The organism is Noviherbaspirillum cavernae, assembly GCF_003590875.1.
GTDB lineage: Bacteria > Pseudomonadota > Gammaproteobacteria > Burkholderiales > Burkholderiaceae_D > Noviherbaspirillum > Noviherbaspirillum cavernae.
On sequence record NZ_QYUN01000003.1, the window covers coordinates 477199 to 490233 of the forward strand.

The window sequence follows — 13035 nt, forward strand, 5'->3', positions numbered from 1 at the left end:
GGACGCTTGACTGCGATTCGTGCACGGTCCCCGCACATCGCGGAATCCGCCCGTTCATCAGCCGCGATAAAGATCGTCGAAGCGTTTCTTCTCCTGCTCGACCGGCGCGGCCGGTGCGGCTGGGGTGGGGGCCGGGGCGGGATTGCCGAACAGTTTATCCCAGAAGCTCTTGATATCGATGCCTTCGTTGACGTCGACCGTGCGCACCGCGTTCGCCTGTGCGCTGTCCGCATACTCCTGATACATCCAGTCGCCGTCGATCTGCGCGATGCCGGCCGGGACCGGTCTCTGCGTCTCCGGCTTGCCGCGCAGCGCGTCGCGCATGTAGTCGGTCCAGATCGGCAAGGCGAGCGTGCCGCCGAATTCGCGTGTGCCCAGCGAGCGCGGCTTGTCGTAGCCCATCCATGCGACCGCGACCACGCCGCCGCCATAGCCGGCGAACCAGCCGTCCATCGCATCGTTGGTGGTGCCGGTCTTGCCGGCGAGGTCGGCGCGGCCCAGGCGCTGGCTTGCCATGTAGCCGGTGCCGGAACGCACCACGTCGCGCATCATGCTGTCCATGATGTAGGCGTTGCGCGCATCGAGCACGCGGATGGCTTCGTCGCCGGCGCTGACCGGTGCGGTTTCCGACAGCACGTTGCCGCGCGCATCGACCACTTTCCTGATCAGATACGGCGCGATGCGATAGCCGCCATTGGCGAATACCGCGTAGGCGCCGGCCATCTGATACGGCGTGACGGAGCCGGTGCCGAGCGTCATCGTGAGATTGGCGGGATGCTTGCTGGCGTCGAAGCCGAAGCGCGTGATGTATTCCTGCGCATAGTCGGGCGTGACGGTGCGCAGGATGCGGATGGAGACGAGGTTCTTCGATTTCTTCAATCCGGCGCGCATGCTCACGGGGCCGTCGTAGTTGCCGTCGTCGTTGCCGGGTGCCCATGTCTTGCCGCTACCGTCCGGTATCGCGTCCGCAAGCGGCGCATCGTTGATCATCGTCGATGGCGAGAATCCCTTCTCCAGCGCCGACGAGTAGATGAAGGGCTTGATGGTGGAGCCCGGCTGGCGCCATGCCTGCGTGACGTGATCGAACTGGTTCAACGCGAAGTCGAAGCCGCCCACCATGGCGCGGATCGAGCCATCCTGCGCATTGAGGGCGATGAAGGCGGCGGCCACTTCCGGCAACTGCGTGATCGACCATCTGCGCTTGGCGTCCTGCATCACGCGGATCACCGCGCCTGGCCGGATCGCGTTCTTCGACTGCGACCTGGCGGACAGCGCGGACGCGGCGAAGCGCAGGCCGTCGCCCGTGATGTCGATCACCTCGCCTGACAGCCGCTCGGCGCGCACCAGCTTCGGCGAGGCGGAGATGACGATGGCCGATTGCAGCTCGCCGCTGTCGGGGTGCTTGAGCAGCACATCGTCGATGGCCTGTTCGCGCTCTTCCGCATCGCGCGGCAGATCGATGACGGCCTCCGGGCCGCGATAGCCGTGGCGGCGCTCATAATCCATCACGCCGCGCCGCACCGCCGCGTAGGCGGCATCCTGATCGGCCTTGTTGAGCGTGGTGTAGACCGTGAAGCCGCTGGTGTAGGTCTGCTCCTTGTACTGTTCGACCATGTATTGCCGCACCATTTCGGCGGCGTGCTCCGCATGCGTGCGCACGCGCGTGCCCTCGCGTTGCACCTTGACGGTGTCATGCGCCGCCTTGTCGTACTGCGCAGCCGTGATGTAGTCGAGCTCGCGCATGCGCTTCAGGATGTATTGCTGGCGCTCGCGCGCGCGCTTGGGGTTGACTACCGGGTTGTTGGTGGCGGGCGCCTTCGGCAGACCCGCCAGCATCGCAGCCTCGGCAATCGTCACGTCCTTGAGCGGCTTGCCGAAATACACGCGCGCCGCGGTGCCGAAGCCGTAGGCGCGTTCGCCCAGATAAATCTGGTTCATGTACAGCTCGAGGATCTGGTCCTTGGACAGCGCGCCTTCGATCTTCCAGGCGAGCAGGATCTCCTGCAGCTTGCGCGTGTAGGTCTTGTTCCGGGTCAGCAGGAAATTGCGCGCCACCTGCATCGTGATGGTGGACGCGCCCTGCGAGCGGCTGTTGCGCAGGTTCGCCAATCCGGCGCGTGCCACACCCATGAAATCGACGCCGCCATGCGTGTAGAAGCCGTCGTCCTCGATCGCGATCACTGCATTCTTCATCACGGCGGGAATGTCCGCGACCGGCACGAAGTCGCGGCGCTCTTCACCGAATTCGCCGATCAGCACATTGTCGGCAGTAAAAATACGCAGCGGCAGCTTGGGCCTGTAATCCGTCAATGTGTCGAGCGCCGGAAGGTTGGGCGCGAGGATCAGGAAGGTGTACGCGCACAGCAGCACGCCCGCGCACGCGAAGGCGGCACCTGCCGCGACGGCCGCCAGCAACAGGCGCTGCTTCAACGGCTTTCTGGACCAGGCTTTCAGATATGAAAATAATTGCAGCAACGGCATCCCCCTCTGATCTTGCGTGCGCTGCAACTCTAGCAGGCATTGGGAAAGGCAGTTGCAAGCAATTGTTGCGATGCTTGCCATCGGACAAATTTCCTTGCCCGAAGAACAGTGCCGTCATGGCGAAAGCAGCAATGACAACATTGACAATACTGAAACTAGATAGAACTAGAACCCGGTCGTTGCCGATCCGGACGCTGCACCGCTGCCCGTGGTGCCGATGATGATGGTAGCGCCGCCGATGGTCGAGCCGGTCGCCCCGATGTTCGTGGTGCCGATCGTCGTTGGCGTGCCGGTGATGCCGCTGGGCGGTGTGCCGATGGTGACCGGCGTGGTATTCGTGATGCCGGTTGGCGACGTGCCGATCAGCGACGGCGTGGTGCCGACAGTCGAGCCGATGCCGGCCGGCGTTGAGCCGGTCGTGCCGCTCGGCGTGGTGTTGATCGTGACGGGAATGCCGCCGACGGTTGCGGGCGTCGTGCCAATCGAGACCGGCATTCCGGTGCCGGTGGTGCCGATGACGGAAATGCCGGTGCCGGTCGTGCTTGTGCCGGTGCCGATGCCGGTGCCGCCGGTCGTCACTGCGCCGCCCGATCCGATCTGCGCCCGCACTTCGCCATTCGGGAAGGCGACGGTACGGACTTCGAAATAGTAGTTCCCCGCCAGCACCGAAGCGAGCTGTGCATCGGTCAGCGATGTCTTCGTGATCCAGATACCGCTGCCGGTCGAGACGCGCGTCAATGAAAAAACAGCCGGCCCGTTGCTGCCTGGCGCGCCTTCGTGGATTTGCACCGTGCTTGCGGTCGTGCCGCTCAGGGTCACGGTCGCCGTCAGGGTGCTGACGCGCGTATCGACGATGGCAACGCCGATCGCGCTGACGGAACTGCTGTTCGCCGGCACGGTCTCCGCGCCGCTCAGGATTTCGATGAACGTGGCGGCCGTCGTGTTGCCGGTCACGACCACGCCGGTGCCGGCGTCGCCCGGAAACTGCGCCAGAATCTGGCCGCGAATTTCGCCGTCGGGAAAGGCGGCGCTGTGCACAATGAAGTAGTTGTTGCCGGCGGTCAGCGCATTGAGCTGATCATCGCTGAGTACCGCTTCCGTGACCCACAGACCGCTGCCGGGGGCGGTCTCGACCAGCGGAAAGACGACCATTCCGTTCGTGCCGCGCGCACCGGAGCGGAGGGTGACTGCCGTGCCGGCGATGCCGCTCGTCGTCACACTGGCGTGCATCAGCCGCGTTCCCGCATCGACCACCACCACGCCGATTCCTTCCGCGCTGCTTGTCGTGGAAGGCACAACCTCCGCGCCGCCCAGGCTGGCGATGAAGCTGCCGCTGGACAGCGTGCTACCGGACGCGGTCACGGTACCAACGCCGTTGCCGGCGAGGAAAGTAACGCTGTCGCCGCTGCCGCACGCAGCCAGCAGCAATGCCGCTGCTGTCGTCAAACATGCCCGCAAGACCGATGCCGTGCGACCTGATCCCATGATGCTGTCTCCTGCGCGAAGCCTGCTGCGCCGCGTGGATGCGGCGAGGATTCCGGCAGCTTCCGCGACAAGCGCCTCGATGTTGCCGGGCCGCCTTTCGCGTCAGGAATTATTCCCGTGTACCACAGGCAACTTGCAGGTATCTTCAAGCGCGTGCGGAAACTGCCGGACGGCGTAGCGGACGTTTCATCGCAACAAGAACCGAAACGCCGATGCAATTTAGAGCGGCAATCGGGAATGCAGTTCAGAACACGGCATACGCAGGGAAATATCAGCCTCGCAAATTTGCCAGCAGGCTGTTCAGGAATGCATCGCAGACCTGCAATTGATCAAGCGCGATGATGCACAGCGCGAGACGCACGCGCGCGCGACGGCTTGAACGTCTTCAGCGTTGCCACACCGAGGCGCATCGGGCGATGCGGAGTCGGACGCAACGGCAACTGGACGGCGTGCAATGCATGCACGGGGCCAATCAATTGCCGGAGTTCCTGCAGGGATGCGAGATTCTCGTGGTGATGCTGCCGTTGACGCCGCAGACACGCGGGCTGCTCGACGCCAGGCACCTGGCATCCGTCGCCCTGCCGGCATCCGCCGCGCGGCAGATTGCGGACAACATCCGGCGCATGCGCCTCGGGCAGGAGGTCTTGCATGGCGTGGATCGGGTGCGAGGTTATCAGGGCCTGTCCATCCCAACCTTCCCCTTGATGGGGAAGGTGCCCGCTCAGGCGATTGCTGCCTTGATTTCCGACTGGTCTGTCGTTCTCTTCCTATTCCGGCTTGAATGGATGCTTCACGACCGGAATATGCGGATCATCAGCCGGCAGCACATCGCGGATGTAATCCCGATGCTTCCATTCCGGCGGCGGGGGCGTGCCCTGCCCTTCTCGCGGTACATGAGGCGAGGGCAGGGAGTCGGCCAGATTCGGCAGGTAGCGCGGGCAGTTCGGATAAATCTCGCATTCGATGCGAACAACCGCCTTCGCACCCACATACTTGCCGACCACTGCGGGATCGAGGATCACGGAAGCCTTGCCGTTGACCCGGATGCGGCGGCTCTTGCCGTCGAACTTGACGAAGAGCAGGCCGACATTGGGATTGCGCGCAATATTTCCCAGCGTGCGGAACATCGAGTTGCCGTCGTACTCCGGATACTCGAGCGTGCCGGGACCGGTCACCCTGATGAATCCTGGGTCGCCCGACTTGATGTTGCAATCGACATATTCGCCGTAGGTGCTGGCGATGAAAAAGAACGGTGCAGTCTCGATGATGTCGATTTCATCGTCCCAGAACGCGTAGTGCTTGCGATGCGTTTCGATCGCCTCGGCCACGCGACGTCCGTCGAACATGTCCTGAAACTCGCGCATGCCCTCGTGAAAGAATGGACGCTCTTCCATGTCAGGCTCCAATGTGGGATACAGCCAATTGCGGACGCTCTTCCACCGTCAGCTTGAAGATATCCGGACGTGCATAGTGTCCTGCGACGTCGAAATCGAATTTGCCTCTCACCACATCATCGATATCGAGAGTCGCGGTCAGGATCGTCTCGCCGGAGAAATCCGGTCCCGCAAGAATCTTGCCGAGCGGACTGACGATGACGCTGCCGCCGCGCATCAGCACATGATTCTTCTCGTCGGAAATCCGGTTCTTCATCGTCGAAGGGAAATCGGCTCCCGTCAGGTACTGGCATGCCGACAACACGAAGCAGCGGCCCTCCAGCGCAACGTGCTGCATCGACGATGCCCAGCTGTCGCGATCGTCGGCCGTCGGCGCGCAATACAGCGAGATGCCCTTGTCGAACATCGCCATGCGCAGCAGCGGCATGTAGTTTTCCCAGCAGATCACCGCGCCCATGTTTCCCCAGGGCGTATCGACCGTGGTCAAAGTGGAGCCATCGCCGAAGCCCCAGCACAACCGCTCGGCAGCGGTCGGCATCAACTTGCGGTGCTTGCCGAGCAGCGTTCCCTCAGGCCCGAAAAAGAGAACCGTACAGTAAAGCGTGCCACCGGCACGCTCGATGATGCCGATGGTCACGAACATCTTCGCTTCGCGCGCCGCCTCGCCGATGGCTGCAGTCTCCGGCCCTGGTACGTCGATCGCACAATCCCAATATGCAGCGAACTCATCGCGGCCTTCGGGCGTTCTCATGCCGATACGAATATCGAAACTTGCGCCTTTCGGATAGCCGCCGATGAAAGCTTCAGGAAATACAGCAAGCTGCCCGCCCTTCTGCGCGCATTCCTTGATCAGCTCCACGGTCTTGGCGACGGTAGCCGCTGTATCGCCACCGACGGAAGCGGCCTGGACTACGCATGCAGTCAATCTTTTCATTGATTTTCTCCGATTAGGTTCCAAGATAGATTCTGTGAACATCATCCTTGCTGAACAATTCCGGCATGGCCCTATTCACGGCAAACGCTCGATTTCCAATTCCAGCTCCCGGCCTCGTTGGCAAGAAAACAGCTTGATCGTTCGTGGCGAAGAATCAAGCGGACGCAAATGCATGAGTGTTGTTCAGAAAATCGCGTGTACTGCTTTCATTGACGAGTACCCCTTTCTGCATCGTCAGGACCCGATCGGCCAAGCTGCCGATGAAGGCCTGGTTCTGTTCCACCAATAACAGGGTCAATCCTGTCGATTCACGTATGCGGTGAAGCGTATCGACCATCTCCGAAATGATGGAAGGCTGAATCCCCTCGGTCGGTTCGTCCAGCAGCATCAGTTTGGGTTTTCCGCACAGGCATCTGGCCAGCGCCAGCAATTGCTGCTCACCGCCGGAAAGAAGCCCGCCCGGTCGGTCGAGATAGGCATTCAAGCGAGGAAAGTGCTTGAGCACAGAAGAAACTGTCTCATCCCGATCCTGGCTGAAGGAGACAGCTCCCATGCGCAGATTGTCGAGCACCGACAAATGCGGAAAGATCGCACGGCCCTGCGGAACCAGCCCGATACCGAGCTGCGCCCGGCGGAAGGTCGCCATACCAGTGATATCCTGCCCTTCGAAACTGATTGAGCCCGCCGTGGCGGTGAGGTAACCGAGAATGGTGCGCATCAACGTGGATTTTCCCATGCCATTGTGCCCCCAGAGACCGACGAATTCACCCTGGGACAAGCTGAGATTGATGCCTCGCAAAATGCGGATATCGCCGTACCCGGAGTGAATATCTTTGATGTCGAGCATGGTTTACCCTTTCATCTCGAGATCTTTGCCGAGATAGACGTCCTTGACCCGTTCATCATTAAGCACGATGTCGACGGTATCCTCAACCAGCACTGTTCCCCGGTTGAAAACAGTGACGGTTTTCGCAATCATGCGTATGAATTCCATGTCATGCTCGACGACGATGAGAGCGCACTTCTGGTTGGCTGCCTTGATCAGTTCGGCGGTTCTTTTTACTTCTTCATCGCTCATTCCAGCCGCGGGCTCATCGAGCAGGATCAAATCCGGGCGGGTCGCCATGACAATTCCCAGCTCCACCCATTGCCTCTGGCCGTGGGACAGAGCCCCCACCTGATTGCCCGCTATTGGGGACAGGCGCACCGTATCCATGACTTCCTTGACCGCCGTCGCCGCCTCGCGCGATGAATTGACGCGCCTTGCCGACAACCATATGTTTTCTTCTACGGACAATCCGTCAAACACGCTAGGAACCTGCGTCTTGATGCCCAGTCCCAATCGGGCGATCTGGTACGACTGCAGGCCATCGATCGATTTCCCCTTGATTTTTACCGAACCGCGGGTTGGCTTGTACTGACCGCAAAGCAGGCGGAAGAAACTGCTTTTCCCTGCGCCATTCGGCCCGATCAGACAACGCAGCTCGCCACGTTCCAGCCGGAAATCGACGCTGTTGACGGCGTGCACTCCGCCGAAACTGACGCCCAAACCTTGGGTTTCCACGAGAAGCGAATTCATTGCGCGACTCCTCCGCTTGCCGGTTGAGGGGAAGAGTGCTTGCGACCATGATTTGCGGACTTGCTGCCAAAATGCGAAGTGAGTATCGTGCCCCACTTGGCCAGGACAGAGACAAGTCCTTTCGGAAGCAGCAGCACAAAGCCGATCAGCACAGCACCCAGCAAGAGATTGGGATTGACGATGTCGAGGCCGCCGATGTACGAGGTCAGCCATTGCACAAAGAAGCAACCGATGATCGGCCCCAGCAGCGTGCCGACACCACCCACCAGAACCCAGATGATGACCAAGGCAGATTGCGTCAGGCTGAACACCGTCGGGCTGGTGAAAGCCCCCCAGTTTGCGAACAGACAGCCCGAGAGGCCTGCCACACCGCCACCGATAACAAAGGCAGCAAGCTTGTATTTGCGCGAATCGTATCCCAGCAGATCGACACGTTGTTCGTTCTCGCGCAGCGCGACGAGAACCCGCCCGAAGTGACTGCCGAGCAAAAGACGCAGGCCGATATACGCAGCCATTAGAAAGCCGACGCAAACGACGAAAAATGCATCCGGACTGATGATATGGTCGGGACTGCCGGGGACATTCAACGTAGGAATCGAGGGAATGCCGTTGAATCCGCCAATGGCCGCGGTGCCGATGCGATACTGATCGCCGGAGGTGGAATTGGTCAGGTTGAACAGAATCAGCGTCACGGTCAGTGTAATCACGCCGAGATACACATCGCTGATGCGTCCGAAGAAAATGAAATAGCCGAGCGCCAGAGCGAATAACGCAGGAACGACAATGGCTACCGCAAATGCACCGGTCGATTCACCGAAATTGATGGCCGCGATGGCATATGCGTAGGAACCCAGACCAAAGAAAGCAGCTTGTCCAAAGCAGAGAATTCCACCGTATCCCCAGATGAAGCCGAGGGACAGGGCAAGGATGGACATGATGACGTAAACCGTCAATTCCATCAGAGTGAATGTCTCTAGGAAAAGCGGAAGGATCAGTATTGCGGCTAGACCGGCTGCAAGGCAGGCCCCGATGGGGAGATAGTTTTTCATTCTAGACACGTCCACGGAAAAAGCGACCTGTGATTCCCTGCGGGAGCATTCTGACCAGAACAATCGCGACCAAAAGCAAGCCCACTTCTCCGATAACCGGAGTCGACAGGAAAGTGGTGAGTTGATTGACAGTGCCGAACGCGCTGGATGCGGCCAGTGTGCCCGTAAGAATGGATGCGCCTCCTCCGATTACTGTAATGAAGGATTTCGCAACGTAGGCCACACCGATTGTGGGAACCACACCCGTGATGGGCGCCAATACTCCACCGGCCAGTCCGGCGAGTGCTGCGCCGAGAGAGAATGTCACCGAGTAGATCCGCGCCGGATTGATTCCCAGCGCGGCGGACATCGAGGCATTCTGCATCACTCCTCTGGCAACCAGACCGAAATCGGTTCTGGTAAGCAGCAGATACAGCCCTCCCAGAACAGCAATCGCAACGGCAATAATGAACACCGTATACAGGCTGACCTGATACGCGCCAATCGTCATCGATCCCAAGGGAGAGGAGAGGCCAATCGTTGTGTTGCCGTAGATGGAGGTAATCAGGCCAATCAACAGCAGCGACAGTCCCCACGTCGCAAGCATCGTATCCATCATGCGACCATACAGATATCTCACGATGCAGCGCTCCACCACGAAGCCGAACAAACCGACCGCGATGGGCGAAACGAGCAGTATGGCGATCCATATGTTGACGCCCAGCTTGGAAGCGGTGATTGCAGCATAGCCTCCAATCATGATGAATTCGCCATGAGCCAGATTAATCACCTTCATCATGCCGAATACAATCGCCAGGCCGATACTTACCAACACGAGCGTGGCGACAGCATTCAGCACCTCAAGACAAACCACTGCAAAGTAGTCCACAAGACCCTCCCTTGGAAATAACGGCCGATCAGATCTTGATTACGAACTGCTTGTTCTCGTTGGGAGTCTTGCTCAAATTGCAGACGGCTGCAGTGTCGACCGGCTTTTGCTGCTTGTAACTTTCAAGGATCTTCCACTTCTTGTCCTTGCATTCCGCAATCTGAATATCCAGCACGCAGTGATGGGTCACAGGATCGATGGTCACCTTGCCGCTTGGTCCGTCAAAGGAAATGCCGGTTTCCAGCGCCTGGATCATCTTCATGCGGTCCAGCGATCCTGCTTTCTTTACGCCCATCGCCCACAGGTGCACGCCCTGATATGTGGCTGCAGCCAATTCGCCAATATACGGATAATCGGCGCCATACTTTTTATGCCAGCGATCGACGAAGCCCTTGTTGATGGGACTATTGATGGATTCGAAATAACTGAATGCGGTGACGATGCCGTCCGACTCGTCTTTTGAAAGAACGATATGCTCGTTCCCATTATTGAAGGTGGTCGACGCCATCGGGATTTTCTTGTTCATGCCGGCCGCCGCCCATTGGCGATAGAACGCCATATGCGCTCCGCCCACCAGGACCGAAATCACCATATCCGGCTTGGCGGCTTGAATCTTCTGAATCGTCGGGCCGAACTGATTGACATCGAGAGGAAAAAAATCTGCTCCGATCACGGTGGCATCTACCTGACCCGCATATTTCTTGATCCAGTCGGTGGTGATATGACCGTAGTTGTAGTCGGCCGCCAGAATGTAGATTTTCTTCCCCCAGCGCTTGGTCACATAGGGAACCAGCTTGTCGACATTCTGCGCCGGGGTCTGGCCAGTGCAGAATGTATTGCGATCGCAGACGCCGCCTTCGTACTGTGTATTGTAAAAATAAAGGGCATTGAAGCGCTTCATTACCGGACGGATTACTTCGCGCGATGCAGAAGTAATACCCCCGAACAGTGCCGTCACCTTGTCCTTCAGCGCCATCTGCTGTGCATATTGCGCGTAAAGCTGCATGTTGGACTGCGGATCCATGGTCACGATGCTGACCTTCTTTCCCAGCAAGCCTCCGGCATCATTGATTTCCTGCACGGCCAGCTGCATGGCGTCCTGCATTGGCTTGCCCAGAATATCCAGGCCTCCCGACAAATCATGCAAGCTGCCTATCACGATATCGTCGGATCCTTTTGCGAAACTCGACAGTGGTGCTGCAGCTGCAACCGCAGCTGCTCCTGCGAGGGATTTCAAAACCTTTCTGCGGGTGATCGTCATGTTGGATCTCCAATTGGATTGATGGGTAATAAAGATCGATGCATGCAAGCTGAAACAAGGTTGAAACAAAGGTATGGGTTATCTGCTAGAACATCTGCCAGTCGACTTCTTTCTCATAGGCGCTGGCAACCTGATACAGCTTCGCCTCATCGAAGCAACGGCCGATCAACATCATTCCTATCGGGAGTCCGTCGCTCATGCCGCAAGGAACCTGCAACGCGGGGTGGCCGGTGACGTCGAACGGCGAGGTGTTTGCCATCATTTCCCATGCGCGCTGGAATACAAGCTCCAGCGGCGCATCTACAGGAGGTAATGGGGTAGCTTTCATGGGCAAAGTAGGCATGAGCAGAACATCGTAGTCAGCCAGAACCGTGTCATAGGCCCCGCGCAATTGACGCGCAAGATTCTGTGCTTTTGCGTAAAACGTACCTTTGCCAACTCGTGTCATGAACTCGCCTGCAACCATCGTGAATTTCAGGGTTTCGGATAGTTCGTCCGCACGGTGGCGCCATTGAGCATGCGCTTCCATCAGCGAGGGCATGTAAAGCCCCTTCCAGTTGAAGCCGAATCCGTTCCCCTTCATCATCTGTTGCGTGGCGCCCTCGTTGACGATGGGCGTCCAGATGGACTGTCCATGCCTGTGCATTGGAATCGAAACCTCATCGACAGTCGCCCCCAGTCGGCGCAGCATTCCCGACGCATTGCGCACTTTTTCGTCGACGTCAATTTCGGAATTCTCCCAGCCAAAGCCTTCGCTGATGACGGCGACGCGCAAACCCTTGAGCCCCAAATCCAGTCCACCGGTGTAGGCCTGGGGGCCGCCCGCCAAACCCTGGCGCGGGTCGAGGCCGTCGGGACCGGCAATCGCTTCCAACACCAATGCGTTGTCAGCGACATTTCTCGATATCGGACCGACATGATCAACGGTCAACTCGATCGGCATGATGCCGGTGTATGGGACCAGCCCCCAAGTCGGCTTCATTCCCACCAGTCCGCAGAATGAAGCTGGCGTACGTATGGAACCTCCTTGATCGGCGCCGATCGCGAAATCGACTTCTCCACATGCCACCAGCGCCGCCGACCCGGAGGAGGATCCACCAGCGGAATAGCCAGCTTTCCTCGGATTTTCCACCGCGCCCTTGGCGGCAGTATGCGACCCGCCCGACAGGCAATAGTATTCACAGTGCGCTTTGCCGGCGATAACGGCGCCCGCATCCAGCAGTCGGGTGACAACAGTGGCATCCATTTCTGGCACATACCCTTCCAGCACTGAGGATCCGTTCATCATCGGAACGTGAGCAACTGCGATGTTGTCCTTGATCGCAGCTCTCATTCCTTTCAGTTTTCCGTGCGGCGCGCCATGGATTTCGGTCTTCACGTACCAGGCGTTATATTTGTTTTCTTCCGGCTGCGGGTGATAGCCACTGCTTCTCGGATATTTGAGCGCAGGCGAGATCATCTGCATTTCATCTACTACCTGATATGCGCCGATCAACGACTCAAACTGAGTCAGATAGGTATTGACCGTGTCATCCGACAGGCGCAGGCTGAACTCCGCTGCAATTTCCAGTATTTCATTCTTGTGTGGCCGTGGTACCGACATGACTATCCTCGCTCTAAAAATATGACGGCGGCCCGCTTATCTGAAGACCGGGCTTACCAAACTGCTGAAGCAACCAATATCATTTAGTCGAAATATATCGACATGTTTATCACACATGTCGGAGACCTGATTCCTGGACAGCAGACCCGAAGCGACGCCTACTCACCGTCAGCCCCCATTCCCATGACTGCATACTAGTTTTCCTTTTTATTATTGTCAATAAGTATCGACAAATATGAAACATAAAATCATATACCCATGATTTTTAAGGTTTTTATTAATTTTTATCTGTCCGATATTATTGACTTTTCTTGTGCTTTTGCGTGTTCCCCGAAAACGCAGGAAGCACTCTTCAACGCCACCGCTTCTTTTTTCGCAAGA

At 58.4% G+C, this 13035-nt stretch carries 11 protein-coding genes; all 11 read right to left on the reverse strand.

The features are described 5' to 3' along the window. Positions 1-57: 57 nt before the first annotated feature. The 11 genes from D3870_RS20675 to D3870_RS20725 all read right to left on the reverse strand — a co-directional run bounded on the left by D3870_RS20675 (position 58) and on the right by D3870_RS20725 (position 12654). A complete protein-coding gene (locus D3870_RS20675) occupies positions 58-2481 on the reverse strand; it encodes a penicillin-binding protein 1A (protein ID WP_119743197.1) in 2424 nt (807 codons plus the stop codon). Positions 2482-2646: 165 nt separating this feature from the next. Then, positions 2647-3966 (reverse strand): CHRD domain-containing protein, encoded by a 1320-nt coding sequence (locus tag D3870_RS20680; protein WP_119742936.1) that lies wholly within the window; start codon positions 3964-3966, stop codon positions 2647-2649. 329 nt (positions 3967-4295) lie between these two features. Beyond that, on the reverse strand, positions 4296-4616 hold the full coding sequence (locus D3870_RS20685; RefSeq protein ID WP_119742937.1) for a hypothetical protein: 321 nt from the start codon (positions 4614-4616) through the stop codon (positions 4296-4298). Between the two features lie 117 nt (positions 4617-4733). Then, positions 4734-5360, reverse strand: coding sequence for a pyridoxamine 5'-phosphate oxidase family protein (locus D3870_RS20690; RefSeq protein ID WP_119742938.1), 627 nt, complete (start codon positions 5358-5360; stop codon positions 4734-4736). 1 nt (position 5361) lies between these two features. Continuing rightward, positions 5362-6294, reverse strand: coding sequence for a carbon-nitrogen hydrolase family protein (locus D3870_RS20695; protein WP_119742939.1), 933 nt, complete (start codon positions 6292-6294; stop codon positions 5362-5364). Positions 6295-6448: 154 nt separating this feature from the next. Then, complete coding sequence (locus D3870_RS20700) at positions 6449-7141, reverse strand: ABC transporter ATP-binding protein (protein ID WP_119742940.1); 693 nt, start codon at positions 7139-7141, stop codon at positions 6449-6451. Positions 7142-7144: 3 nt separating this feature from the next. Then, the gene (locus D3870_RS20705; RefSeq protein ID WP_119742941.1) at positions 7145-7873 is read right to left on the reverse strand and encodes an ATP-binding cassette domain-containing protein; all 729 of its coding nucleotides are present in this window, start codon (positions 7871-7873) and stop codon (positions 7145-7147) included. Continuing rightward, positions 7870-8922, reverse strand: coding sequence for a branched-chain amino acid ABC transporter permease (locus D3870_RS20710; RefSeq protein ID WP_119742942.1), 1053 nt, complete (start codon positions 8920-8922; stop codon positions 7870-7872). The genes D3870_RS20705 and D3870_RS20710 overlap by 4 nt, the downstream gene beginning before the upstream one ends. Position 8923: 1 nt before the next feature. Further along, complete coding sequence (locus D3870_RS20715) at positions 8924-9790, reverse strand: ABC transporter permease subunit (RefSeq protein ID WP_119742943.1); 867 nt, start codon at positions 9788-9790, stop codon at positions 8924-8926. Positions 9791-9818: 28 nt separating this feature from the next. Further along, positions 9819-11051: an urea ABC transporter substrate-binding protein gene (locus D3870_RS20720; protein WP_119742944.1), complete on the reverse strand. Its 1233-nt coding sequence runs from the start codon at positions 11049-11051 to the stop codon at positions 9819-9821. A gap of 85 nt (positions 11052-11136) precedes the next feature. Then, positions 11137-12654, reverse strand: coding sequence for an amidase (locus D3870_RS20725; RefSeq protein ID WP_119742945.1), 1518 nt, complete (start codon positions 12652-12654; stop codon positions 11137-11139). Between the last annotated feature and the right edge of the window lie 381 nt (positions 12655-13035).